The sequence below is a fragment of the Mycobacterium sp. NGS22 genome (genome assembly GCF_059813095.1).
The window spans coordinates 107,259-131,956 of sequence record NZ_JCALDY010000005.1 but is presented as its reverse complement, the minus strand read 5'-3'; the positions used below and the strand labels follow the sequence as shown (position 1 = coordinate 131,956).

Below are 24,698 nucleotides of genomic sequence, written 5' to 3'. Positions count from 1 at the left end.
AACGTTAACCGTAGAGGAGGGTCTCCCCCATGTCAGTTCTCGAAGTCGTCCCTTCGTTCCTGAAGGTGCTGTCGGGCATGCAGACCGAGATCGCCGGGCAGTTCGGAACCGCGACCAATTCGGTCAACGGGATCAGCGGGCGCGTCTCGCTCACCCACGGTTCGTTCACGTCGAAGTTCAACAACGCGCTGCGGGACGTCGAGACCAACCGCACCAACACCGGCAAAGGTGTGCAGGCGGTCAGTTCCGGGCTCGCCACCAACCTGCTCTCGGCCGCCGCGGCGTACCTCAAGTCCGACGAAGGTCTGGCCGGCATCATCGACAAGATCTTCGGCTGATCATGACCGGTCCGCTCGCATCCGGTCGCGCGGGCCTCGCCGGCCTGATCGACCAAGTGGTTGGCGTATCAGTCACCATCGACGGGATGCTGGTGATCGCCGACAGGCTGCACCTGGTCGATTTCCCGGTCGCACTTGGGATTCGGCCCAACATCCCTCAAGAAGATCTGCGCGACATCGTGTGGGACCAGGTGCAGCGCGACCTCACCGCACAGGGGGTGTTGGACCACAACGGACAACCGCATCCGGCGGTCGCCACGATGGTCGACACCATCAGCAGGGCCGACCGCACGTTGGAGTGCCGCTGGTGGCGGCGCGACCGGGGCGATTCGGCCGGCGGCGTGATGGTGCGATTCGTGGTGTGCCGCAGGGGCGATACCCATGTGGTCGCGGCGCGCGACGACGACATGCTGGTGCTGCAGTTGGTGGCCCCGCAGGTCGGTCTGGCAGGCATGGTGACGACCGTGCTGGGCCCGGCCGATCCCGCCAATGTCGAACCGTTGACGGGTGTGGCGAGCGAACTGGCCGAGTGCACGACGGCGGCTCAGCTGACTCGGCACGGCGTGCCGCCCGCGCAAGCTCGCATCTACAGCGAGATCGTCAGCAACCCGACCAGCTGGGTCGAGATCGTCGCGAGCCAACGCCATTCCGGCGGAACGACGACCCTTACCCCGGCGGCGGCCGGTGTCCTCGACTCCGAGCACGGCCGACTGGTGTCGTTGCCGCGCCGGGTGGGTGGCGAGTTGTACGGGAGTTTTCTCCCCGGCACGCAGCAGAATCTGCAGCGCGCGCTGGACAGCTTGCTGGAGTTGCTGCCCGCCGGTGCCTGGTTAGACCACGCGGAAGCCTCCGCACCAGCCTGATACGAGATCTGAGAAAGGGACGCCACCGTGGACCTGCCCGGGAATGACTACGACAACAACGATCTCGGCGCGCTGGACTTCTCCGGCGGCAGCGCCGTCGAAGAGTCCTCACTCGAGGCGTTCGAAGAGTACGCGCCGCCCTCCGGATCCGGGGACTCCGGAACGGACCTCGACGCGCTCAGCGGGCTGACCGAGCACGAGGACGAGCCGGAGCTGGCGCTGTTCACCGTGACCAACCCGCAGGGGTCGGTGTCGGTGACGGCGTTGATGGACGGCCGCGTCCAGCAGGTCACGGTGACCGACAAGGCATCGAGCATGACCGAATCCGGTTTGGCCGAAGAGATTTTCGTCATCGCCGACCTGGCCCGGCAGAAAGCGCGGGCCGCACAGCACACCTTCATGGTCGAGAACATGGGTGAGATGACCGGCGACGGTGCGCAACAGAATGCGCTGCTGCACGAGTTCGTCGGCGCCACACTGAATCTGCCGACGCCGGAAGAGGCCGCCGCGTACGAAGAGCAGGTGTTCGCCTCCCGTTACGACGTGGACTACACGGCCCGGTACAACGGTGATCGATGACTGATCGCCTGGCCGGTCTGTTCGACAGTGCCGTCGGCATGCTGCCGTTGTCGGAGGCACGGTCTCTGGACTTGTTCACCGAGATCACCAATTACGACGAGTCCGCGTGCGATGCCTGGGTGGGTCGGGTCCGGTGTGGTGACACGGATCGGGTGACGCTGTTCCGATCCTGGTATTCGCGGCGTAATTTCGGGCAACTGTCCGGGGCGGCACAGATTTCGATGAGTGCGCTCAACGCCCGGGTCCCCATCGGCGGGTTGTACGGCGACATCACCTATCCGGTCACCTCGCCCCTCGCGGTCACCATGGGTTTCGCCGCATCCGAAGCGGCGCAAGGCAATTACGCCGACGCGCTGGAAGCGATCGACGCCGGCGCCGTCGCCGGGTCCGAGCATCTGGTGGCCTGGCTCAGAGCGGTGATCTACGGCGCGGCCGAACGATGGACCGACGTGATCGACGAAGTCAAAGGCGCGGGAAAGTGGCCGGACAAGTTTTTGGCCGGGGCCGCCGGTGTGGCACACGGCGTGGCGGCGGCCAATCTCGGTTTGTTCACCGAAGCCGAACGCCGGCTGACCGAAGCCAACGACTCCCCGGCCGGTGAGGCCTGCGCACGCGCCATCGCCTGGTTCCTTGCGATGGCGCGGCGCAGCCAGGGCAACGAGGACGCCGCGGTGGCGCTGCTGGAATGGCTGCAGACCACCCACCCGGACCCGAAAGTGTCGGCGGCACTGAAAGATCCGACCTACCGGCTGAAGACGACGACGGCCGAGCAGATCGCCTCGCGCGCCGACCCGTGGGATGCGGGCAGTGTGGTGACCGACAACTCCGGACGCGAGGCGTTGTTGGCCGACGCGCAGGCCGAACTGGACCGCCAGATCGGGTTGACCCGGGTCAAGATGCAGATCGAGCGCTATCGGGCGGCGACCCTGATGGCGCGGGTGCGCGCCGCCAAGGGCATGAAGGTGGCCCAGCCGAGCAAGCACATGATCTTCACCGGCCCACCCGGCACCGGCAAGACGACCATCGCCCGGGTGGTGGCGAACATGCTGGCCGGACTCGGGGTGATCGGCGAACCCAAGCTCGTCGAGACCTCCCGCAAGGACTTCGTCGCCGAGTACGAGGGCCAGTCGGCGGTCAAGACCACCAAGACCATCGACCACGCCCTGGGCGGTGTGCTGTTCATCGACGAGGCCTATGCGCTGGTGCAGGAACGGGACGGCCGCACCGACCCGTTCGGCCAGGAGGCGCTGGACACCCTGCTGGCCCGGATGGAGAACGACCGGGACCGGCTGGTGGTGATCATCGCCGGATACAGCAACGACATCGACCGGCTACTGGAAACCAACGAGGGCCTGCGGTCGCGCTTCGCGACCCGCATCGAGTTCGACACCTACTCACCCGAAGAACTTCTCGAGATCGCGAAAGTCATTGCCGCGGGCAATGACTCGACACTGAGCCCCGAGGCGGCCGATGCGTTCGTGGAGGCGGCCAAGGTGTTGCACGATCGCACGTTGCGCGGCCGCCCGGCCCTCGACATCGCCGGCAACGGCCGCTACGCGCGGCAACTGGTGGAAGCCGCCGAGCAGTGCCGCGACATGCGGCTGGCGCAGGGTCTTGACATCGAGGCCCTGGATGTGGACCGACTACAAGAGATCGACAGCGCGGACATGGCCGAGGCGATCGCCACGGTCCATGCCCACCTCAACATGAGAGAGTGACCCATGGGGCTACGCCTGACCACCAAGGTTCAGGTCAGCGGCTGGCGCTTCCTGCTCCGCCGCGTCGAGCACGCGATCGTGCGGCGAGACACCCGCATGTTCGACGATCCCTTGCAGTTCTACAGCCGGTCGGTCTGGCTCGGTGTCGTCATCGCCGTCGTGGTCCTGGTGGGTGCAGTTCTGCTCGCCTACTTCAAACCCCAGGGGAAGTTAGGCGGCACAACCCTTCTCACCGACCGGGCGACCAACGAGCTGTATGTGATCGTCTCGGGCCAGCTGCACCCGGTCTACAACTTGACTTCGGCGCGGCTCGTGCTGGGCAATCCGTCCAACCCGGCCACCGTCAAGTCCTCCGAACTGACCAGGCTGCCGCTGGGCCAGACCCTCGGAATTCCCGGGGCCCCCTACGCCACGCCGACGTCCGGGGGCAACGACTCGGTCTGGACGTTGTGCGACACCGTATCCCGCGCCGACAGCGCCTCGCCGGTGATACAAACCTCGATAATTGCCATGCCTCTGCAGATCGATCCCACGGTGGACCCGGTCGACGCGAACGAGGCGCTGTTGGCCACATACCAGGGCCAGCAGTGGATTGTCACCGAAAAGGGCAGGCACTCAATCGATCTCAACGACCGTGCGCTGACGTCGTCGATGGGTATCCCGGTCACCGCCAAAGCCGTCCCGATTTCCGAGGGCATGTTCAATGCGCTGCCCAGCCAAGGCGCCTGGCAGTTGCCGCCGATACCGGGTGCCGGCGCCCCCAACACCCTCGGGCTGCCCGACGAGCTGGTGATCGGTGCGGTGTTCCAGATCCGCGCCGAGAAGGGTCCGCAGTATTACGTGGTGCTGCCCGACGGCATCGCGCGGGTGAACTCCACCACCGCATCCGCGCTACGCGCCAGCCAATCCCACGGACTGGTCGAACCGCCGGCCGTGGTCCCCAGCGTCGTGGTCAAGATCCCCGAGCAGGTGTACCCCTCGCCGTTGCCCAACGAACAGCTCAAGATCCTGTCCCGGCCCGACGAGCCCACGCTGTGCTGGACGTGGGAGCGCGCCACCGGTGACCAGGCCCCCAAGCAGGCGGTGCTGTCGGGCCGGCATCTGCCGATAGCACCGAACCTGATGAACACCGGCATCAAGCAGATCCAGGGCACGGCAACCATTTACATCGACGGCGGCAAGTTCGTCCGGCTCCAGTCGCCGGATCCGCGGTACGGCGAATCCATGTATTACATCGACCCCGAAGGGGTGCGATACGGGGTGCCGAACGCCGACTCGGCCAAGGCGCTGGGCCTCGGTTCGCCGAAAACCGCGCCCTGGGAAGTCATTCGGCTGCTGGTCGACGGTCCGGTGCTGTCCAAGGATGCCGCGATGCTCGAGCACGAGACGCTGCCCGCGGACCCGACACCCCGCAAAGTTCCAGCCGGCACCCCGGGAGCGCCCTCGTGACAGTGGAAGAACGATGACGACGAAGAAGTTCACCCCGACCATCACCCGAGGCCCCCGCCTGACGCCCGGCGAGATCAGCCTGACCCCTCCCGACGACCTCGGTATCGACATCCCGCCATCCGGTGTGCAGAAGGCACTTCCGTATGTGATGGGCGGCTGCATGGTCGGCATGATCGCGATCATGCTGGCCGGCGGCACCAAGCAGTTGTCGCCCTACATGCTGATGATGCCGCTGATGATGATCATGATGATGGTCGGCGGTATGGCCGGCGGCACCGGCGGAGGCGGCAAGAAGGTGCCCGAGATCAACGCCGACCGCAAGGAGTACCTGCGTTATCTGGCCGGGCTGCGCAGCCGGGTCACCGCGTCGGCCAGCTCGCAGGTGGCGTTCTTCTCCTATCACGCACCGCATCCCGAGGATCTGCTCTCGATCGTCGGGACGCAACGACAGTGGTCGCGTCCGGCCAACAGCGACTTCTACGCCGCCACCCGCATCGGGATCGGCGACCAGCCCGCGGTGGACCGGTTGCTGAAGCCGGCCGTCGGCGGCGAATTGGCGGCGGCGACCGCGGCACCTCAGCCGTACCTGGAGCCGGTCAGCCACATGTGGGTGGTGAAGTTCCTGCGCACCCACGGCCTGATCCACGACTGTCCGAAACTGTTGCAGCTGCGCACCTTTCCGACGATCGCCCTCGGCGGTCACCGGCCCGGTGCCGATCGGCTGCTGGCCGCGATGATCTGCCATCTGGCGGTGTTCCATCCGCCGGACCTGCTGCAGATCCGGGTCCTCACCGAGGATCCCGACGATCCCGACTGGTCCTGGCTGAAGTGGCTGCCGCACGTTGCGCACCAGACCGAGACCGACGCCGCCGGCCCGGTCCGGATGATCTACACCCGCCCCGACGGTCTGGCCGATCTGGCCGCGCGTGGACCGCATGCGCCGGACGCCCTGCCCACCGGGCCCTACGTCGTCGTCGTCGACCTCACCGGCGGCAAGGCGGGGTTCCCGCCCGACGGCCGGGCCGGGGTCACGGTGATCACGCTGGGCAATCACCGCGGCTCGTCCTACCGGATCCGGGTCGACGAGGACGGCAAGGCCGACGACCGGCTGCCCGGACAGCAATTCCGACTGGTGGTGTCGGCGGCCGACGGCATGTCGCCCGCCGAGGCCAACCGGGTGGCCCGAAAGCTGGCCGGCTGGTCCATCACCGGGACCATCCTGGACCGGACTCAGCGCGTGCAGAAGAAGGTGGCCAGCGAGTGGCATCAACTGGTGGGCGCCAAGAGCGTCGAGGAGGTGACGCCGAGCCGCTGGCGGATGTACACCGACACCGACCGGGACCGGCTCAAGATCCCGTTCGGGCACGAACTCAAGACCGGCAACGTGATGTACCTGGACATCAAGGAGGGCGCGGAGTTCGGCGGCGGGCCGCACGGCATGCTCATCGGCACCACCGGCTCGGGCAAATCGGAGTTCCTGCGCACCCTGATCCTGTCGCTGGTCGCCATGACCCACCCGGACCAGGTGAACCTGCTGCTCACCGACTTCAAGGGCGGTTCGACCTTCCTCGGGATGGAGAAACTCCCGCACACCGCCGCCGTCGTCACCAACATGGCTGAGGAAGCCGAGCTGGTGAGCCGGATGGGCGAGGTATTGACCGGCGAGCTCGACCGGCGCCAGAACATCCTGCGGCAGGCTGGCATGCAGGTCGGTGCGGCCGGCGCGCTGTCCGGGGTCGCCGAGTACGAGAAGTTCCGCGAGCGCGGTGCCGATCTGGCGCCGCTGCCAACGCTTTTCGTGGTGGTGGACGAGTTCGCCGAGCTGCTGCAGAGTCACCCCGACTTCATCGGCCTGTTCGACCGGATCTGTCGGGTGGGCCGGTCGCTGCGGGTGCATCTGCTGCTGGCCACCCAGTCGCTGCAAACCGGCGGGGTCCGGATCGACAAGCTGGAACCCAACCTCACCTACCGAATTGCGTTGCGCACCACCAGCTCTCACGAGTCCAAAGCGGTCATCGGCACGCCGGAGGCACAGTACATCACCAACAAGGAGAGCGGCGTCGGGTTCCTGCGGGTCGGCATGGAGGATCCGGTGAAGTTCAGCACGTTCTATATCGGCGCCCCCTACATTCCGCCGGCCAGCGCGGACACCAACGGCGAAAGTGGGCGCGACGGAGCGCAAGTCGGCAAGCAGTCGGTGCGGATCCGGCAGTTCACCGCGGCGCCGGTCGTCGATGAGGAGGTGCTGACGTCGTGACCGAAACGGAAGTGCGCGCGCTGCGCGAGGTGGTGCTCGACCAGCTGGGCACCGGCGAATCGCGCGCCTACAAGATGTGGCTGCCGCCGCTGGCCGATCCGACACCGCTGAACGAACTCATCGCCCGCGACCGGCGCCAGCCGTTGCGGTTCGCCCTCGGGATCATGGATGAGCCGCGCCGGCATCTGCAGGAGACGTGGGGCGTCGACGTGTCCGGAGCGGGCGGCAACATCGGCATCGGCGGCGCACCCCAGACCGGAAAGTCCACGCTGCTACAGACTTTGGTGATGTCGGCGGCCGCGACCCACTCACCGCGCAACGTGCAGTTCTACTGCATCGACCTCGGAGGCGGTGGCCTGATCTATCTCGAGAATCTTCCGCACGTCGGCGGCATCGCGAACCGCTCCGAACCCGACAAGGTCTACCGCGTGGTCGCCGAGATGCAGGCGGTGATGCGGCAACGGGAGCAGCTGTTCAAAGAAAACCGGGTCGGCTCGATCGCGATGTACCGCCAACTGCGCGACGACCCGAGCCAACCCGTCGCGGCCGACCCCTACGGTGACGTGTTCCTGATCATCGACGGGTGGCCCGGGTTCGTCAGCGAATTCAACGAACTCGAATCCGCGGTACAGGATCTGGCCGCGCAGGGCCTCGCGTTCGGCGTCCACGTCGTCATCTCCACGCCGAGGTGGACGGAACTGAAATCACGCGTCCGTGACTATCTGGGCACCAAGATCGAGTTCCGGCTCGGCGACGTGAACGAAACCCAGATCGACCGCATCACCCGGGAGATCCCGGCCAACCGTCCCGGACGCGCGGTGTCGATGGAAAAACACCATCTGATGATCGGGGTACCGCGGTTCGACGGTGTGCACAGCACCGACAATCTCGTCGAAGCGATCACCGTCGGGGTCGATCACATCGCGTCCCAGACCACCGAGAAGGCCCCGCCGGTGCGGGTGCTGCCCGAACGGATCCATCTCTACGAACTCGACCCCAACCCGCCCGGGCCCGACGCGGACTACCGCACCCGTTGGGAGATCCCGATCGGGCTGCGCGAGGCGGACCTCACGCCCGCCTACAGCCACATGCACACTAACCCGCATCTGCTGATCTTCGGTGCGGCCAAGTCGGGCAAGACCACCATCGCGCACGCGATCGCGCGGGCCATCTGTGCCCGCAACAGTCCACAGCAGGTGCGGTTCATGCTGGCCGACTACCGCTCGGGTCTGCTGGACGCCGTCCCGCAGTCGCACTTGCTGCAAGCCGGCGCGATCAACCGCAACAGCGCGAGCCTGGACGAGGCGGTTCAGGCGCTGGCGGTGAACCTCAAGAAGCGGCTGCCGCCGACCGATCTGACCACCGCGCAATTACGTTCCCGATCATGGTGGAGCGGATTCGATGTCGTGTTACTCGTCGACGACTGGCACATGATCGTCGGGGCCGCCAGCGGCATGCCGCCAATGGCACCGCTGGCGCCGTTATTGCCGGCCGCGGCGGATATCGGGTTGCACATCATTGTCACCTGCCAGATGAGTCAGGCGTACAAGGCCACGATGGACAAGTTCGTCGGCGCCGCGTTCGGGTCGGGTGCACCGACGATGTTCCTCTCCGGGGAGAAGCAGGAGTTCCCATCCAGCGAGTTCAAGGTCAAGCGCCGGCCCCCTGGCCAGGCATTTCTCGTCTCGCCCGACGGGAAGGAGGTGATCCAGGCGCCCTACATCGAGCCCCCGGACGAGGTCGGAGAATAAGTGTTCGGACCACCCCCGAACCCCGGTTAGGATTATTGCAACGCACTTCAATGGGCTCGGAGAACACCTGATAATCGGGCCTTAAGGAATTCCGGCGATAACCGACGAAGTTTGGGCCGGAGCGCCAATAATCGCGACATAATCAATGGCCTTCATATCGCTTTCAATAAGGAATGAAGCGCGACCAGAGGGGAATTGTCCACATGCTATGGCACGCACTGCCACCGGAGCTGAACACCGCACGGCTGATGGCCGGCGCGGGCGCGGCTCCGATGCTGGCGGCAGCCATGGGATGGCAGGCGCTGGCGGCGGCGCTGGACGCTCAGGCGGTCGAACTGACCGCGCGGCTCAACTCTCTCGGCGAGGCCTGGACCGGAGGCAGCAGCGACAAAGCGATCGCGTCGGCGCTGCCGATGGTGACCTGGTTGCAGACCGCCTCGACGCAGGCCAAGACGCGCGGCCTGCAGGCCACCGCCCAAGCCGCCGCTTACGAGCAGGCGATGGCGACCACACCGTCGTTGCCCGAGATCGCGATGAACCACATCACCACCGCAATCCTGACCGCAACCAACTTCTTCGGCATCAACACCGTGCCGATCGCTTTCAACGAGATCGACTACTTCGTCCGCATGTGGACCCAGGCGGCCGTGGCGATGGACATCTACCAGGCCGAGACGCTGGCCAACACGATGTTCGAGAAGATCGAGCCGATGACGGCCATCCTCGACCCGGGGATGAGCCAGAGCGCGATGGCGTCAAACCCGTTGCTGGGCATGCCAACTCAGCTCGGCAGTGTCACGCCGGGTCAGCTGTCCGCGACAGCCGGCCAGGCCGCCGAACTGAGCGGCCCGATGCAGCAGCTCGCTCAACCGGCGCAGCAGATGACCTCGATGTTCAGTCAGATGGGCAGCAGTTCGGGCGGTACCGGGCCCGGGTTGGCTGACGATGAGGCGCAGATGGGCTTGCTCGGTGCCAGCCCTCTGTCGAACCACCCCCTCGCTGGTGGCTCGGGTGCCAGCGTTGGCTCGGGATTGCTACGCGGGGAAGCACTCCCGGGCGCGGGTGGGACATTGACCCGCACCCCGTTGATGACCGGACTGATCGACAAGCCCGTCGGCCCCGCGATGATGCCCGCGGCGGCCGCCGGCGAAGCGGCTACCGGTGGCACGGCGCCCGTGGGTGCCGGTGCGATGGGCCAGGGCGCTGCGGCCGGCGGCGGCACCCGGACCGCCCTAGCCGTCCCGACCGCGGCTGCCGAAGAGTCCGAAGACGCCGAGCCAGACCTGTGGGACGACGAGGACGACTGGTGATTGTCTCGATCGTTCAGGCCCACAACAGACTTCCCGGCCAAACCGGGCCGGAAGACTTGCCAACCACGGCGAGGAATGGAAAGAGAGAAAGTAGTCCAGCATGGCAGAGATGAAGACTGATGCCGCTGCCCTCGCGCAAGAGGCAGGTAACTTCGAGCGAATCTCGGGTGATCTGAAGACCCAGATCGACCAGGTCGAGTCCACCGCAGCGTCATTGCAGGGTCAGTGGCAGGGTGCCGCCGGTCAGGCCGCCCAGGCCGCCGTGGTGCGTTTCCAGGAAGCCGCCAACAAGCAAAAGGCCGAACTCGACGAGATCTCGACGAATATCCGTCAGGCCGGCGTCCAATACCAGCGTGCCGACGAGGAGCAGCAGCAGGCGCTGTCCTCGCAAATGGGCTTCTGATCCAATTCCCCAATACCACCAAGAAACGGAGCAATCGAAATGACGGAACAGCAGTGGAATTTCGCCGGCATCGAGGCCGCGGCCAGCACCATTCAGGGAAACGTGACCACGATCCACTCCCTGCTCGACGAGGGCAAGCAGTCGCTGACCAAGCTTGCGGCGGCGTGGGGCGGCAGTGGTTCGGAGGCCTACCAGGGCGTTCAGCAGAAGTGGGACAGCACCGCACAGGAGCTGAACAACTCGCTGCAGAACCTGGCCCGGACGATCAGCGAGGCCGGGCAGGCCATGCAGTCGACCGAGGGCAGCGTGACGGGAATGTTCGCCTGACAAAGGCTTCTTTACGCGTAGAATCCCGAAGCACGAGATCGGGCGAGTTCAACCCATCCGGGGGATCTCGCCCCTTCTCGTGCTTTGTCCTTTTGACGAACTTCTGAGAGGTTCTGATGCCGGCCGACTACGACAAGCTCTTTCGGCCCGCCCAGGATTCCAATTCGCCCGACGACGACACGGGGCAAACTTTCTTCGATCCCAATGCGGGTTATTCGTCGTCGCCCAAAGCGAACGGCGATGCCGCGCCGGCCATCGACTGGTCCCAGCCGCCTACTCCGGCCTCCTCACCCGCAGCACCCCCCGGGCCGATCGGCGTGCCCGCACCCCAGCCGCCACCGACACCGCCCGATTTCTCGGCGGAGCTCCCCCAAGCGTCCGCCGCGCCGGCCGCGGGGAGCAGGTCTCCGCTGCCGCCGATGCCGATCGGTGGACCACCACCGCCCCCGCCGCCCGAACTCCCGCAGTACTCGCCCCAGCCGCCGGTCGCCCCGCCGTCTGAGGCGCCGCCGTCTGAGGCGCCGCCGGCAGCCGAACCAGCTGTGTTCGAGTCACCGGCCGAACCCCCGAGGGCGGCGCCCGAGCGCCCAGCACCGACGCGACCACCCATGCCGATCGGCAGGCCGCCGGGACCGCCGCCCGCGGCGCCCGGACCGTCACCGAAACCCCCCGAACCGCAACATGTTTCGGAGGATGCTCCGCCCCCGATGGTGACCGAACCACCACCGCGAGCAACCCGCGGAGCGGACCCCGGTCCGGCGTCGAACGTGGCCCCGGCACCACGCGACCGGCCGCCCGCTGTGGTACCGCAGCCACCGAAGCCTCCGTCGTCGCGGCCTGCGGCGGGGTCGAATCCTCGGGTGCGGCTCGGCGGTAACCAACGCCCGCCGTCACGGCCGACCCAACCACGACCCCAACCCGAGCAGCCGTCGCGGCCGACCGAACCACCACCCCGCGGCGAGCAGCCGTCACCGACCGAACAGCGGCCCGAAGCCGAGGAGCCGTCGCGGCGGGCGCGACGCGGACACCGTTATCTGCCCGACCCCGAATCCGGTGCACCCGATCCCACGGCCGGCCCGTACTTCCGGGTCCCGATGCCCGATGCCCGCCCAGCCGGAGATGCGCCCGCGCCGCCTCCGCCGGGCGACCGTCCTGGCCGGCGTCGGGCCCCGTCGGGACCGATCCCGGTCCCGATGCCGCCGTCGGCGCCGACACCGGTTGCCGCACAACCGCATCCGCCGGCCGCACCGCCATCCGAGGCGACGGCGGGCATTCCGACCGCTCCGCCGCCGGCGCCCGGCAAGCCCGTCAAGCCTGTCAAGCCCGTCAAACCCGTGCCGCAACGAGGTTGGCGCCGCGTCGTCTACAAACTCACGCGGATCAATCTCGGCCTGTCCCGCGACGAGAAACTCCAACACGACCTCCGGGCCAGGGTCGCCCGAAAGCCCCGGGGCTCTTACCAAATCGGCATGCTGGGCCTGAAGGGCGGGGTCGGCAAGACGACCACGACGGTGACGCTGGGCACCATGCTGGCCCAGGTGCGCGGCGATCGGATCCTGGTGCTCGACGCGGATCCCGGTTGCGGGAATCTCGCCGAACGGGCGGGACGCACATCGCCGTCGTCCATCGTGGATCTGTTGGCCGACAGAAATGTGTCGCACTACAACGACGTCCGCGCCCACACCAGCGTGAACGCGGACAACCTCGAGATTCTGCCGACCGCCGAATACACCACCGCCGCACGCGGACTCAGCGGAGACGACCTGCGCTTCGCCGTCGACACGGTGTCGAAGTTCTACAACCTGGTCCTGGCCGACTGCGGACCCGGCCTGTTCGACCCGGTTACCCGCGGTGTGCTGGAGACGGCGTCGGCGATCGTGATCGTCACCAACGTGTCGCTGGACAGCGCCCGACAAGCCGAAAGCGCACTGGAATGGTTGCGGCACAACGGCTATCAAGATCTGCTCGATCGCGTCGTGGTGGTGATCAATCACGTCGCGGTCGGGGACACCAACGTGCCGGACAAGCAATTGGTGCGACAGTTTCAACAGTTGGTTCGACCCGACCGGGTGGTGCTGCTGCCGTGGGACAAGCACATCGCCGCCGGGACCGAGATTCGCCTCGACCAGATCGGCCCGGTATACAAGCGCCGGGTTCTCGAGCTGGCCGCGGCTCTGTCCGACGATTTCGAAAGGGCTGGACGTCGTTGAGCGCACCTGCTGTTGCCACCGGTTCGACCGCCGCGGGGTCTGGTCCCGCACGACCCGCGACCACGCGAGTCACGGTTCTCACCGGCCGGCGGATGACCGACCTGGTGTTGCCGGCGGCGACACCGATGTCCGCCTACATCGACGAGACCGTCGCGGTGCTGGCCGATCTTTTGGAGGACACGCCGCCCGACATCCTGGCCGGGTTCGACTTCTCCGCGCAGGGGGTGTGGACGTTTGCGAGGCCCGGGTCGCCGCCGCTGAAACTCGACCAGTCGCTCGACGAGGCCGGCGTGGTGGACGGATCCTTGCTGACCCTGGTCTCCGCCAGCCGGACCGAACGGTACCGACCGCTCGTCGAGGACGTCATCGATGCGATTGCGGTGCTGGACGAATCGCCGGAGTTCGACCGTACGGCGCTGAATCGGTTTGTCGCGGTGGCGATCCCGCTTCTGGCCGTGCCGATGACCGCGGTCGCGTTACGCGCGTGGTGGCTGACCGGGCGCAGTTGGTACTGGAGCCTGGCGCTGGGCCTGGTGGGCATCGCCGTGCTGGCCGGTTCGTTCGTGGCGAACCGCTTCTACCGCAAGTCCCAGCTCTCCGAATGCCTGTTGATCGCGGCGATACCGGTGATCGCGGCGGCCGCGGCCATCGCCGTCCCGCTGCCCAGAGGGGTGGGTTCGCTCGGCGCCCCGCAACTCGCCGCCGCCGCGGCGGCCGTCTTGGTGCTGACGCTGGTGGCCCGCGGCGGGCCCCGCCGGCGGCATGAGCTGGCGTCGTTCGCCGTCATCACCACGATCGCGGTGATCGGCGCCGCGATCGCCTACGGGTACGGCTATCAGCGCTGGGTGTCGGCCGGTGCGATTGCGTTCGGCCTGTTCGTGGTGACCACGGCGGCCAAACTGACTGTGGCCGTGGCCCGCATCGCGCTGCCGCCGATACCGGTGCCCGGCGAAACCGTCGACAACGAGGAACTGCTCGACCCGGTCGCCGCCGACGAGACGACCAAGGACGAAACACCTACCTGGCAGGCGATCATCGCCTCGGTGCCCGCCTCGGCAGTACGACTGACCGAGCGAAGTCAGCTGGCCAAGCAACTGCTGGTCGGCTTCGTGACGGCGGGCACGTTGATTCTGGCCGTCGGCGCGATCGCGGTCGTGACGCACGGCCACTTCTTCGTCCACACACTGGTGATCGCGGCGTTGCTGACGGTGCTCTGCGGGTTCCGGTCGCGGCTCTACGTGGACCGCTGGTGCGCGTGGGCCTTGCTCGCGGCCTCCGTCGCCATTCCGACCGGGCTGGCCGCGCGGCTCAGTCTGTGGTACCCGCACTGGGCGTGGCTGATCCTGAGCGGGTATCTGGCGCTGGCGGTGGTCGCCCTGGTGATCATCGGTGCGATGGCACCGGTGCGCCGCATTTCGCCGGTGGCCAAACGGATTTCGGAGCTGGTCGACGGAGCGGTCGTCGCGTCCGTCATTCCGCTGTTGCTCTGGGTCACCGGCGTCTACGACATGGTGCGGAATCTGCGGTTCTGACTTGCAATCTGGGTGACGCCAGGACGCAACTCAGATCGGTGCGGCGACCGATCCCGACGGTGCCGCGCCTCCGGCCGCGCCCGCCACCGGCGCACTGACCAGCGTGGTCTGCCCCGCGGCGGCTCCGTCGGGCTGGCCGTCCGCCGCGTCTTGGGATTCGTCGTCCTTCTTGTCCTCGTCGTCGGGCTTGGTGTCACTGGCGAGCTGCGCCGACGACGACCCTTGGGAAGCCTGCGACGCGGCCTGCTGCACGCTCTGCCCGACCTGCTGACCCATCGGTGCCATCTGTTGGGCCAGCGGCGCCAGTTGGATCAGCTGCGGCACGGTCGCCTGCAGTTGCGGGGCCAATGCTGCTGCCTGCGCACCGACCGCCGCACCGAGCTGCTGGCCCACCCCCGCGGCGGCCGCGGTACCCCCGGACGCGCCCAGCAGTTGTTGTGCCGCACCAGACGGTCCGCCGAGCATCTGGGCACCGAGCGCGCCCGCCGGCCCGGTCATGGCTGCCGTTGCGGCGTTGGCGCCCAACGACTGACCGTCGCCGACGAACCCGTACTGCGCCATCGCCTGCCCCAGCGACTGATCGGCTTTGATGTAGATGTCGGCGGCGGCGGTCATGCTGCCGGCGGTCCGCTTCAGCGCGGCGGTGACGCCGGGCAGTCCGTCGGAAACCAGGGACTCGATGCCCGGCATCGTCGCGTTGATCGCCGCTGACACCGCATCGGTACCCGTCGCGGCGATCGGCGCGGGCGGGGCCGGGAAGACGAGCTCGCCGAGTTTGCTCGCCGCGGCGATCAGGCGGGTGGGATCAACGGCCAGCGGTTCAGCCATCGCCGCTTCCCTTCTGTACGTTTCCCACTCGGAAATTTTACCCCGGGTGACACCGCCCCCATTGCGGCAATTTCGTTTGCCGGCTTTACGTTCAGGGCGTCGCCGACAACGCGCTGTCGAGCAGACCCGCGACCGACCGCCAGTACAGGAACTCCTCGACCGCCGGGCGCTGCGCTTGCGCATCCGCTGCCCCGTAGGCCTGATGCAGGGCCAGCTCCTGGCAGTGGTTGGCGTAAGCGTGGAACGCCCGCAGATGCGCGATCTCGCGACCGGTGGCGGTGCTGGTCATGGGTTTCATCAGCTCGAACCAGAACATGTGCCGCTCGTCGTCGGGTGCGCTCTCAGCGGCCGGCGCCGGCGGCAATACGCCCACCAGCTGCAGGTCGTCGGTCTCGGCCAGCTGCGCGGCCGCCGACGGGTCGACGACCTCGAGGCGGGGCCGGCCGATCATCTTGCCGCTCTCGGGAATGTCGTCGGCTTCCAGGATGATCTTGGCCACGCCCGGATCGGAGTTGGCCAACTGTTCGGCGGTTCCGATCACCGCCCGCAGCGTGAGATCGTGGAACGCTGCCCATCTCTGCACGGCCAGCACCGGATACGTTGCGGTGCGGGCTTTTTCGTCGGCCGGGACGGCGCGGTCGGCGCTGGCCATGAACACTTTGGCCGGCAACTGAACGCCCTCGGGGATGTAGGCCAGCCCGTAGCTGTTGGCCACCACGATCTCGCCGTCGGTGGTGACGGCGGTGATCCAGAAGAAGCCGTAGTCGTCGTCGCCGCCGCTGTCGTGCGCGTTCAGCGCGGCGGCGACCCGGCGGGCCAGGCGCAGCGGATCCTTCTTGGCCCCGCGGGCGCCGGAGGCTGCGGCCACCGCATCGCGTGCGGCCCGGGCCGCCGAAACGGGCACCGACGGCAATGCCGTCACGTCGTGTGTCGGCTCCTTGTTGTCCTTCTGCGCCTCGTCCGTGCGGTCCGGCGGCGCGGGGCGTGCCGGCGCCGACGTGCGCGCCGCAGCCGCACGGGTCGACGCGGCCGGTGCCCTGCCTGCCGCACCCAGCGGCGCGCGCCCACCAGCGGCACGCGACCCGGCGCCCGACGCCGCGGACGCCCCGGTGGTGTGGCTTGCTCCGGCGGAGGCAGCCGCCGAACCCACCCCGGCCGAGGCACCCCGAGCCGGGGCCGCCATACCGGTGGCCGCTGCGGGAGCCATCGCGGGCGAGGCGTCGTCCCCGCGGTGCGACGGTCCCGAGGGACTCCCGGACTGACCGGGGTGCGTCGGTGCGTCGATGGCGGCGGCCGGCTTGACGTGCGCGGGATCGGTGCTGGGGGCGGCCGGGGTCGACGGGGTACCGGGATCCGCCGGCATCGACGGCTGGTCCGGCGAGGGGCCGACGGGTGCTGGCGTCGGGGGCGTCGGGTTGATCGGCGCCGGTGAGGGACTCGGCGTCGGTGACGGACTCGGCGCGGGTGACGGACTCGGCGCGGGAGACGGGTTGACCGGCCGGACCGGAGTGACCGGGGTCGCCGGCTTGCCCGGGATCGGGGTGATCGGGGTGACCGGTTGACTCGGATTGACCGGGACCACCGGCGGAACCGGGCTGATGGGGGTGACGGGCGAGCCCGGGTCGGACGGAATCACCGGGGTCACCGGAACTCCCGGCCCGACCGGGTCGTAGGGGTTGGCCGGCGTCGGCTCGAACGGCGTCGGGGTGATCGGCGTGACCGGCTGGCCCGGCGCGACCGGATCGTACGGATTGGCCGGCGTCGGCTCGAAGGGCGTCGGCGAGGGGACGACGGGCGTCGGCGTGCTCGGCGTCGGGACCACCAGCGTCGGGACGTCCGGGGCAGGGGGCGTCACCTGGTGCAGCAGGTCCTGCAGAGCGTTGTGCGGCGGCTTCCAGTCCTTGGATGCCAGCACCTGCTCGGCCGCCTCGGCAACCAGACTGGAGTTGGCCTGCTGCGTCTCCCGCACCAGCGCATTGATGGCCGCCTGGCGCGCTTCTGGCTCCAGCTCCTGATCGTTTTCCAGGATGAGTATTTCCCGCTGAGCGCCGTCGACGTTATTGCCGATCTCGGATTTCGCCGCGACGATCAAGCCGCCGATGTGCTGATGCCAGGTGATGACGGTGGCCAGGTAATCCTGCAGCGTGCTCATCTCGGTCAGATTCGTACCGAGCGCACCGTTGGCGGCGTTGGCGGCACCGCCCGACCAGACGCCGCCGTCGAAGACCTCGACCTGTTGGCGGCGGGCGGCATCCATCACGTCGGTCACTTTGCGCAGCATCCGGTTGTATTCCTGCGCACGGTCGTAGAACGTGTCCTCGTCGGATTCCGGCCAACCACCCGAACTCAGCATCTGACCGGCATACTCACCGATCGGTCTCGGGATACCCATTGCCGTCTCTTTCAAAGATCATTGATAAACGCTTGCCGCACACTGCAATTCCGCGGCCGAGTGTGAATCTCGCTGCGCGACACGCCGAGTCGCTGTCGCGAGATTCACATTCGGCGCAACAACGTCAGGCGGGTCCGGGGTTGGCCGCTTTGCCCATAGCCGCGAGCGCCGCAGTGAGCTGCTCGCCGGCCGCGGCGTTGTACTTACTCGCCGCCGACTGTGCGTTCTGCAGTGCCTCGTTGATCCGCACACCCACCGCCTCGGCACCGATCTCCTTGATCAAACCGTCGTCGATGCGCACGCCGGTGAGCCACTGGTGTCCGTTGATCGTCACCTCGACGCTCCCGGCCTCGTCGGCGCCGCGGAACGCGCCGTTGTTCATCTGGTTGAGCGTGCCTTCGAGGGCCTGCTGGAAACGTGCCGCCAGGGCCAACGCCGCGGCGACGTGGGGTTCCATATCCATGTGGGTCACTTCGGCTCCTTCATGTCTTGCCGGCGGCGTTGACCGATGATCGCTTCGGTCCACTCCCTGTCTTCGGTGTAGAGGGCTTCGTCATCCTGTTGTGCGCCTTTGGATTTGGATCCCCCACCGCCCTGGCCGTGGGCACCCATCGGCATTCCCATGCCGCCGCCACCCATGCCGCTGCCGCGGCCGGCGCCCGCTTGGCCGAGTCCGCCGATGTCACCCACGCCGGCCGGTCGCATCGATTCACTCGAGATGCCGGTGCCGGCGCCGCCCGCCTCGGCCAGCGGCATCGACGGCATCCCGCCGCCACCACCGCCGCCGCCCAGCGACATCGGTTTGACGCCAAGGTCTTTGCCCAGACTCGCGGCCGCGTCGCGACCCGCCGAACCGATCTCGGCGCCGATGCCCGACGGCATACCGCCGCCGCTACCCGCGCCGGCACCCATCGGCGGCATCATCGGAGTCTGCATCCCCGAGCCCGAACCGCCGCCGGCCATCGCCGCCGCCTGCATCACCTGAGTGGGAATCAAACCCGGCGTCTGGGGCGGCGGTGGCGGGTCGATCTTGATGGCGGCCGGCGGCTTCGGCGGGTTCACCGCTTCCAGCTGAGCCTTGCTGTTGTAGTCGCTGAGCACCTGCTCGGACTTGGTCTGGTACTCCGCGTAGAGCTTGATGGCCTGGTCCTTGTACGCCGGATCCTTCGACAGCTCTTCGAGTTTGGTGATGTCGGCCAACGTCGGGTGCGCGCGGCGTGCCCACACCTGCAGTTGCGCAATGTAAGTCGCCTGTTTGGCCAGCGACGTCGCCAGGTCCGCCATGTGGGTGATCCAGACTCGTTGCTGGTCCAGCGACGCCTCGCACGCGGTGGCCGCGTCGCCGTCCCAGTTCTGGAAGACCCGGAACCGCTTCCTGTCTCCCTGCAATCCGAAGCTGAGCTGGTTCCAGCCGTCGGCGAACGCCGCCAGCGATGCGCCTTGGTCGCCCGACTCGAGTTTGGTTGCCGCGGTTTTGAGGTCGGTGAATCCGTCGCCGCCGGCCGCGGCCACCTGTGGGGTGTCCTGCAGGCCTGCGGAACTGTCGCCGCCGACGCCGCCGGCCGATTCCCCGGCCACTTCGCCGCCGTCACTGTCCAATGCGGCCGCGCCTTCCTCGTCGACGTCGCCGTAGGCCTTGGCGGCGTTGCGCAGGGACGTCGCCAGCCGGGCACGTTCGCGCACCCCGGCGGTCAGAAAGTCCCGCATGTTCTCGGCGGACAGCTTGAGTTGCTCGGCGGCGTTCTTGGCCGCCGTCAGACCGCAGGGGCTCAACGGGACGTCGGTCGGCGGCTGCGCCATCGGCGCCTCGACTTCGTCAGCCCGCGACAAAATCTCCTGCTGATCCACCGTCACTGTCTGCGGCTGAGTCATTTCGGATCGTCCTCCTTGATGCTCTAACCATTATCGTCGCTAAAGCCGAGGCCGCCTGCAGCAATATTCGCCGGATAGAACTACTTCGGTAGCGCCAGTTGGAACCGGCTTTCCTCGGGCGGCGACACCCGCCGGATCGGCAGTTCGCGGTGCCGCGGCGTGCCGACCAGATTGTGACGCAGGATCACCTTGTCGACGCCGGGGTGCGGGCCCAGGTAGGTGGTCGCTTGCGGCCATGCCACCTTGGCCACCGGCCCCACCTGCGCGCCGATCAGCCGGGCGAATTCCTCGAAGTGCGCACCGACCGTCACGGCCGCCCCCGCCGCCGCCGAGCGCACCACGAACTGTGTAAAGGTTTGTGCGTCACCAAGATTGAGGCTGACGTCGACGTCGTCGAAGGGCAGGTACACCGGACACCGGTTGACCGTCTCGCCCACCAGAATGCCCGCCGACCCGATCGGGATCTGACAGTGCCGGTTGGCGACGAGATCCTGGCCGGTCAGCGCCGGACGCTGACCGCCGAACAAGCGCGTGAAGCCGCGCGGGGTTTTCGGTTTGCCGGCGGTGGTGAGCAGGACAGTGGCCTGGGGCGCGAGGCCGGGAGCGATCCTGACGCGGGTGATGGTGTAGTCGGCGCGGGCCGACCACCACAGGTCCGGGCCACCGAGCGCGGTATAGGCCGCGGTGTAGGAGTCGCGACCCTTGATCATCGACCACTTCTCGCGCGCGAAGCCGATGTCGATGGCGTGGTCGTAGTCGTCGAAGCTGCGTCCGCAGACGGCGTCGACGCCGTGGCTGGCCAACGCGTCGGCGACCCGGGTCGCCGAGGCGACCAGATACCGGGCGAGGCCGGCGACACCCTCGTCGCGTCGCTGCGCGGACCGCCGGGTCTGCTCGGGGTCAGCCCGCAGCATGATCCAGGTCCGCCGGTTGGCCGGGGCGGGGTCGGCGCCGATCACCTGCTGGTAGAGGTTCACCACGTCCGGGGCGGCGGTGCGGCCCACCCGGAAGCCCGCCGAGACGATATCGGCCTCCATGTCGGGACAGTGCACCGACAGCAGTTCCTCGAGCAGCCGGGTGTCCAGCACGTCGTCGGTGTGGGCCTGCCCGTCGACGATGACGGTAGGCGTGAACGGCCGCGGGTTGAGTTCGATCACCGCGATCAGGTGGTCTCGGCGCCAGCGCACCGCCACGTGGTCCCCCGGCTTCACCGTGGCGCCGACCTCCGGTTCCGACGGCACGTCCGGCGGTGTGCGGCGGCGCCGCAGCCAGGCGAACACCGTCGCCACCCACCCGGTGATCCGCCGCCCGTAGAACGTGACGAAGGCGACGACGGCACCGACGGCGACCAGCGCGATGCCCGCCCACCAGTAACGCGTCGGCAGGAACAGCAGGACCGCCAGCGGCGCCGACACCGCCCAGATCAACGTGTGACCGGTGCTGAACCGCAACCGGATTGGGCTGCTCATCGGCGCCTCAGCGCCCTCGCCGTCAGCGCGCCGAGGACCAACGCCAGCATCAGACCCCCGACGGCCACCGCCACCATGGTGATCGGCCGACGGTCCGGTCCCGACTCCATCACCGGCGGCGGCATCCGTCGGACGTCATACCGGATCTGCGCCGGCCCGGGCGCGATGTCCCACGTCAATGCCGCGACGGCGTTGACCACGCCGTCCCCGACCAGGTTGTCGGTTCCCCCGCCCGGGTGGCGCGCCGTGGCCTGGATGCGGTTCATCACCTGCGCCGGAGTCAGCTGCGGGAAGCGTTGCCTGATCAGTGCGGCCAAACCGGAGACGTAGGCCGCGGCGAACGACGTGCCCGCGATCGGAACCGGGCCTTCCTTGCCCTGCAACGCGTTCGCCGGCTCGCCCTGGTCGCCGAGCGAGATGATGTTCTCCGCGGGTGCCGCCACGTTCACCCACGGTCCGTGCATGGAGAACGAGCTGGGCACGCCGGTTTGCCCGATTCCGCCCACGGTGATCACCGAATCGCCGTACCAGGCGGGCGTGACGATGGTCTGCACCTTGTTCCAGCCGCGCGGGTCGGCGGGGTTGGCCGCGTCCGGTGGCGGATTCTGCGCGCAGTCGCCGCCGGTGTTGCCGGCCGCAACGACCACCACGACGTTCTTGACGTTGACGGCGTAGTCGATCGCCGCGCCCAGGCTGGCCTCGTCGATCGGCTTGGTCACCTTGTAGCAGGCGGCCTCGCTGATGTTGATGACGCCGGCCCCGAGATTGGCGGCGTGCACGACCGCCCGGGCCAGACTGCGGATGGATCCGGCCGCCGGGGTGGAGTTGGGGTCGTTCGGATTGGGTTGGGAGCCGACAGGCTCGAAGGCTTCCGAGGTCTGGCGTAGCGAGAGCAGCCGCGCGTCGGGCGCGACACCGACATATCCGTCGGTGGGAGCGGGACGGCCGCCGATGATGGCCGCGGTCAACGTGCCGTGCGCATCGCAGTCGGACAGCCCGTTACCGGCCGCGTCGACGAAATCACCGCCCGGTTCGGCGGGGACCCGCGGCGAGGCGTCGACGCCGGTGTCGATCACGGCAACCGTCACACCGGCTCCGGTGGCGAACTTGTGGGCTTCGCTGACCCCGATGTAGGCGTTGCTCCACGGCGGGTCGTGGAAGGTGGAGTCCGGCAGGACCGTCGGCGCCGAGCACTGGACGCGCTGTTCGGTCGGCTGGTCGGGGCCCGTCACGTCGGGCGGCAGCGCGCCCGGATCGATCGGCGGCGGAGTGATTGCCAATGCGGGCGGCGCGGCCAACGGTGCCGTTATCAAAGCCAGCGCCACCATCATCAGCAAGATCCGGTGCACCGCCGAATCACTCCGTTCATTGAGTTTGCCGAGTCGATCTGCGAGCAGTTTAGACGTAACGGGTGCGCGAACGGCGCTATTCGGGTCGGGGTTCGTGGCGGCTGTATCACCGTCACCACCGCGGCGAAGCCTGCAACGACCGACGGGCGCTCAAAGCTCGATCGGCATCGTGTTTCCCGGCTCCCGTGCGGAATCAATTTCACCGGTGACACGGCGCTACCGTTCGAACATGCGGAACGTGGTGCTGGCGGGGCTGTTGGTCGTCGTCGGGCTTTCCATGCTGATCATGGGCGTCACTTCTATCGCCGACGACTCGGTGACGTGCCACGGGAGGGTAATGCGCAACGGTGATACCTGTCGGATAGTCAGTCGCAACGGCAGTATCACCCTGCGGTCGTTTGACGAGCAGCTTGACAACAAACACCAGAAAGCCTGGTTCATGCTCGGTCTCGGTCCCGTCTCGCTGATCGTCGGTTTGGTGTGGACGGCCCGCGCCTACCGTCGTCGTTCGGCAGATCCGCAGAACCATTCCTCGCCGGCCGGTCACCACTCCCCGCCTCATCAATAGTGGACGCCGACAACGTCTTCGTCCCCCGACCGAACGTGTGCCGGTCCCGCCCGCTCGGCAGCGGAAGAATCCGGATCAACGAGCGGCAGCCCCACGGCGAGGCCCTCGGTGTTCTGGCGGGCAAAGAACTTCTCGTGGGAGGTGGCGCCCGCGCCGCGCTCGCAGGCGGGGTTGAGGTCCAATGAGGTCGTCGCTTGCCCGCGGACCGCACCCAGACTGCGTTACATAGCTCACTACTATTGTAAATACGGTACTTGCTACGATTGCCCCGACTCCCCACCAGAAAATGCGAGGTTAGAGATGGGCACACCCGTAATCGTTGGCGCCGTGCGGACGGCGATCGGCCGGTCCTTCAAGGGCACGCTCGTCAACACCCCGCCCGAAACATTGATCACCGCGGTGCTCCCCGAGGTGGTTCGCCGCTCCGGAGTCGACCCGTCGCACATCGACGACATCATCTTCGCCGAATCCCATTACGGCGGTGGCGATTTGGCGCGGTACGCGGCGACGGCCACCGGTCTGGAGCACGTGCCCGGCCAATCGGTGAACCGGCACTGCGCCGGCAGCTTGACCGCGATCGGCAACGCGGCCGCGCAGATCGGTTCGGGCATGGAGCGGGTGCTGATCGCCGGCGGTGTGCAGTCACTGTCGATGACGCCGCTGACCAACTGGCGCATCCCGGGCCCGGAGCTGAAGTTCGAGGAGCGGTGGATGCCGCCCACCCACGTCGAAACCCCGGACGCACCGGCCAAGGACATGTCGATCACCGTCGGCTGGAACACCGCGCAGTCGGTCGGTATCACCCGCGAGGAGATGGACGCGTGGGCGGCCCGCTCGCACCAGCGTGCCGTCGCCGCGCAGGACGCCGGCAAGTTCGCCGACGAGATCCTGCCGCTGAAGATCACCGTGCACGACGGGTCCGTGGTCGACTTCTCCGTCGACGAGCACCCGCGCCGCGACACCACCGTGGAGAAGCTGGCCGGGCTCAAGGTGCTGCACCCGGAGATCGAGGGCTTCTCGATCACCGCCGGCAACAGCAGCGGCACCAACGACGCGGCGGCGGCGGTCGCGCTGGTCGACGCCGACTACGCCAGCGCCGAGGGATTGAACGTGATGGGCAAGGTGCGGGCCTGGGCCGCCGCCGGTGTGCCCCCGCGCGACTGTGGGCTGGGCGCGGTCAAGGTGATCGGCAAGGTGCTGCAGCGGGCCGGTCTGTCGGCGCAGGACGTCGCGCTGTGGGAGATCAACGAGGCGTTCGCCTCGGTGCCCATCGCCGCGTGCCGCGAGTACGGCATCGACGAGGAGAAGGTGAACTTCTCCGGCAGCGGCTGCAGCCTGGGCCACCCGATCGCCGCGTCCGGGGCGCGGATGGTCACGACCCTGACCTACGAATTGGCCCGGCGCGGCGGCGGTATCGGCGTTGCCGCGATGTGCGCCGGCGGCGGGCAGGGCGGGGCGGTCGTCGTCGAGGTGTAGCTCGTCT

The 24,698-nt window shown here is 68.0% G+C and carries 20 protein-coding genes; 14 read left to right on the top strand and 6 right to left on the bottom strand.

Annotated features, from left to right (window positions below):
• Positions 1–29: 29 nt before the first annotated feature.
• The 12 genes from AC5Y47_RS06310 to eccD all read left to right on the top strand — a co-directional run bounded on the left by AC5Y47_RS06310 (position 30) and on the right by eccD (position 14,737).
• On the top strand, positions 30–338 hold the full coding sequence (locus tag AC5Y47_RS06310; RefSeq protein WP_499943056.1) for an ESX-1 secretion-associated protein: 309 nt from the start codon (positions 30–32) through the stop codon (positions 336–338).
• Between the two features lie 2 nt (positions 339–340).
• Entirely contained in the window at positions 341–1,201 is an 861-nt protein-coding gene (locus AC5Y47_RS06305; RefSeq protein WP_499943055.1) for an ESX secretion-associated protein EspG, read from the top strand.
• Between the two features lie 27 nt (positions 1,202–1,228).
• Positions 1,229–1,780 carry a DUF2694 domain-containing protein gene (locus AC5Y47_RS06300; protein ID WP_499943054.1) on the top strand — a complete coding sequence of 184 codons (552 nt, stop codon included), beginning with the start codon at positions 1,229–1,231 and terminating at the stop codon, positions 1,778–1,780.
• On the top strand, positions 1,777–3,498 hold the full coding sequence (gene eccA / locus AC5Y47_RS06295; protein ID WP_499943053.1) for a type VII secretion AAA-ATPase EccA: 1,722 nt from the start codon (positions 1,777–1,779) through the stop codon (positions 3,496–3,498). The genes AC5Y47_RS06300 and eccA overlap by 4 nt, the downstream gene beginning before the upstream one ends.
• Before the next feature lie 3 nt (positions 3,499–3,501).
• On the top strand, positions 3,502–4,947 hold the full coding sequence (gene eccB, locus AC5Y47_RS06290) for a type VII secretion protein EccB (protein ID WP_499943052.1): 1,446 nt from the start codon (positions 3,502–3,504) through the stop codon (positions 4,945–4,947).
• Between the two features lie 13 nt (positions 4,948–4,960).
• Entirely contained in the window at positions 4,961–7,204 is a 2,244-nt protein-coding gene (gene eccCa, locus AC5Y47_RS06285) for a type VII secretion protein EccCa (RefSeq protein WP_499943051.1), read from the top strand.
• Positions 7,201–8,955 (top strand): type VII secretion protein EccCb, encoded by a 1,755-nt coding sequence (gene eccCb, locus AC5Y47_RS06280; protein ID WP_499943050.1) that lies wholly within the window; start codon positions 7,201–7,203, stop codon positions 8,953–8,955. Before eccCa ends, eccCb begins: the two co-directional genes overlap by 4 nt.
• A 203-nt stretch (positions 8,956–9,158) precedes the next feature.
• Positions 9,159–10,265: a PPE family protein gene (locus AC5Y47_RS06275; RefSeq protein ID WP_499943049.1), complete on the top strand. Its 1,107-nt coding sequence runs from the start codon at positions 9,159–9,161 to the stop codon at positions 10,263–10,265.
• Between the two features lie 100 nt (positions 10,266–10,365).
• Complete coding sequence (gene esxB, locus AC5Y47_RS06270) at positions 10,366–10,668, top strand: type VII secretion system ESX-1 WXG100 family target CFP-10 (RefSeq protein WP_036362402.1); 303 nt, start codon at positions 10,366–10,368, stop codon at positions 10,666–10,668.
• A gap of 39 nt (positions 10,669–10,707) precedes the next feature.
• Positions 10,708–10,995 (top strand): WXG100 family type VII secretion target, encoded by a 288-nt coding sequence (locus AC5Y47_RS06265; protein WP_499943048.1) that lies wholly within the window; start codon positions 10,708–10,710, stop codon positions 10,993–10,995.
• A 116-nt stretch (positions 10,996–11,111) separates the two neighbouring features.
• Complete coding sequence (locus AC5Y47_RS06260; RefSeq protein WP_499943047.1) at positions 11,112–13,205, top strand: MinD/ParA family ATP-binding protein; 2,094 nt, start codon at positions 11,112–11,114, stop codon at positions 13,203–13,205.
• Positions 13,202–14,737 (top strand): type VII secretion integral membrane protein EccD, encoded by a 1,536-nt coding sequence (gene eccD, locus AC5Y47_RS06255; protein ID WP_499943046.1) that lies wholly within the window; start codon positions 13,202–13,204, stop codon positions 14,735–14,737. The genes AC5Y47_RS06260 and eccD overlap by 4 nt, the downstream gene beginning before the upstream one ends.
• A gap of 30 nt (positions 14,738–14,767) precedes the next feature.
• Here the strand turns inward: eccD and AC5Y47_RS06250 are convergent, their stop codons facing one another.
• The 6 genes from AC5Y47_RS06250 to mycP all read right to left on the bottom strand — a co-directional run bounded on the left by AC5Y47_RS06250 (position 14,768) and on the right by mycP (position 22,647).
• Positions 14,768–15,565: a hypothetical protein gene (locus AC5Y47_RS06250; protein WP_499943045.1), complete on the bottom strand. Its 798-nt coding sequence runs from the start codon at positions 15,563–15,565 to the stop codon at positions 14,768–14,770.
• A gap of 91 nt (positions 15,566–15,656) precedes the next feature.
• Positions 15,657–17,957: an EspK C-terminal domain-containing protein gene (locus AC5Y47_RS06245; protein WP_499943044.1), complete on the bottom strand. Its 2,301-nt coding sequence runs from the start codon at positions 17,955–17,957 to the stop codon at positions 15,657–15,659.
• A 124-nt stretch (positions 17,958–18,081) separates the two neighbouring features.
• Positions 18,082–18,420 carry a YbaB/EbfC family nucleoid-associated protein gene (locus tag AC5Y47_RS06240; RefSeq protein ID WP_499943169.1) on the bottom strand — a complete coding sequence of 113 codons (339 nt, stop codon included), beginning with the start codon at positions 18,418–18,420 and terminating at the stop codon, positions 18,082–18,084.
• A 5-nt stretch (positions 18,421–18,425) separates the two neighbouring features.
• Positions 18,426–19,829, bottom strand: a complete 1,404-nt coding sequence (gene espB / locus AC5Y47_RS06235; RefSeq protein WP_499943043.1) for an EspB family ESX-1 secretion system-associated protein — start codon at positions 19,827–19,829, stop codon at positions 18,426–18,428.
• An 80-nt stretch (positions 19,830–19,909) separates the two neighbouring features.
• On the bottom strand, positions 19,910–21,298 hold the full coding sequence (eccE, locus tag AC5Y47_RS06230) for a type VII secretion protein EccE (RefSeq protein WP_499943042.1): 1,389 nt from the start codon (positions 21,296–21,298) through the stop codon (positions 19,910–19,912).
• Positions 21,295–22,647, bottom strand: coding sequence for a type VII secretion-associated serine protease mycosin (gene mycP / locus AC5Y47_RS06225; protein WP_499943041.1), 1,353 nt, complete (start codon positions 22,645–22,647; stop codon positions 21,295–21,297). The genes eccE and mycP overlap by 4 nt, the downstream gene beginning before the upstream one ends.
• 229 nt (positions 22,648–22,876) lie before the next feature.
• On the opposite strand from mycP, the gene AC5Y47_RS06220 reads away from it, so the two are divergent.
• Positions 22,877–23,215: a hypothetical protein gene (locus AC5Y47_RS06220; protein WP_499943040.1), complete on the top strand. Its 339-nt coding sequence runs from the start codon at positions 22,877–22,879 to the stop codon at positions 23,213–23,215.
• A gap of 300 nt (positions 23,216–23,515) precedes the next feature.
• Positions 23,516–24,691: a thiolase family protein gene (locus AC5Y47_RS06215; protein ID WP_499943039.1), complete on the top strand. Its 1,176-nt coding sequence runs from the start codon at positions 23,516–23,518 to the stop codon at positions 24,689–24,691.
• Positions 24,692–24,698: the final 7 nt, after the last annotated feature.

Excerpts from the sequence above, each read along its gene's own strand:
- eccE (WP_499943042.1), bottom strand. The coding sequence starts at position 21,298 with ATGAGCAGCCCAATCCGGTTGCGGTTCAGCACCGGTCACACGTTGATC.
- AC5Y47_RS06220 (WP_499943040.1), top strand. The coding sequence starts at position 22,877 with ATGCGGAACGTGGTGCTGGCGGGGCTGTTGGTCGTCGTCGGGCTTTCC.
- AC5Y47_RS06260 (WP_499943047.1), top strand. The coding sequence starts at position 11,112 with ATGCCGGCCGACTACGACAAGCTCTTTCGGCCCGCCCAGGATTCCAAT.
- AC5Y47_RS06275 (WP_499943049.1), top strand. The coding sequence starts at position 9,159 with ATGCTATGGCACGCACTGCCACCGGAGCTGAACACCGCACGGCTGATG.
- AC5Y47_RS06245 (WP_499943044.1), bottom strand. The coding sequence starts at position 17,957 with ATGGGTATCCCGAGACCGATCGGTGAGTATGCCGGTCAGATGCTGAGT.
- AC5Y47_RS06305 (WP_499943055.1), top strand. The coding sequence starts at position 341 with ATGACCGGTCCGCTCGCATCCGGTCGCGCGGGCCTCGCCGGCCTGATC.
- eccA (WP_499943053.1), top strand. The coding sequence starts at position 1,777 with ATGACTGATCGCCTGGCCGGTCTGTTCGACAGTGCCGTCGGCATGCTG.
- eccB (WP_499943052.1), top strand. The coding sequence starts at position 3,502 with ATGGGGCTACGCCTGACCACCAAGGTTCAGGTCAGCGGCTGGCGCTTC.
- AC5Y47_RS06215 (WP_499943039.1), top strand. The coding sequence starts at position 23,516 with ATGGGCACACCCGTAATCGTTGGCGCCGTGCGGACGGCGATCGGCCGG.
- AC5Y47_RS06240 (WP_499943169.1), bottom strand. The coding sequence starts at position 18,420 with ATGGATATGGAACCCCACGTCGCCGCGGCGTTGGCCCTGGCGGCACGT.
- esxB (WP_036362402.1), top strand. The coding sequence starts at position 10,366 with ATGGCAGAGATGAAGACTGATGCCGCTGCCCTCGCGCAAGAGGCAGGT.
- AC5Y47_RS06265 (WP_499943048.1), top strand. The coding sequence starts at position 10,708 with ATGACGGAACAGCAGTGGAATTTCGCCGGCATCGAGGCCGCGGCCAGC.
- AC5Y47_RS06250 (WP_499943045.1), bottom strand. The coding sequence starts at position 15,565 with ATGGCTGAACCGCTGGCCGTTGATCCCACCCGCCTGATCGCCGCGGCG.
- espB (WP_499943043.1), bottom strand. The coding sequence starts at position 19,829 with ATGACTCAGCCGCAGACAGTGACGGTGGATCAGCAGGAGATTTTGTCG.
- AC5Y47_RS06310 (WP_499943056.1), top strand. The coding sequence starts at position 30 with ATGTCAGTTCTCGAAGTCGTCCCTTCGTTCCTGAAGGTGCTGTCGGGC.
- eccCa (WP_499943051.1), top strand. The coding sequence starts at position 4,961 with ATGACGACGAAGAAGTTCACCCCGACCATCACCCGAGGCCCCCGCCTG.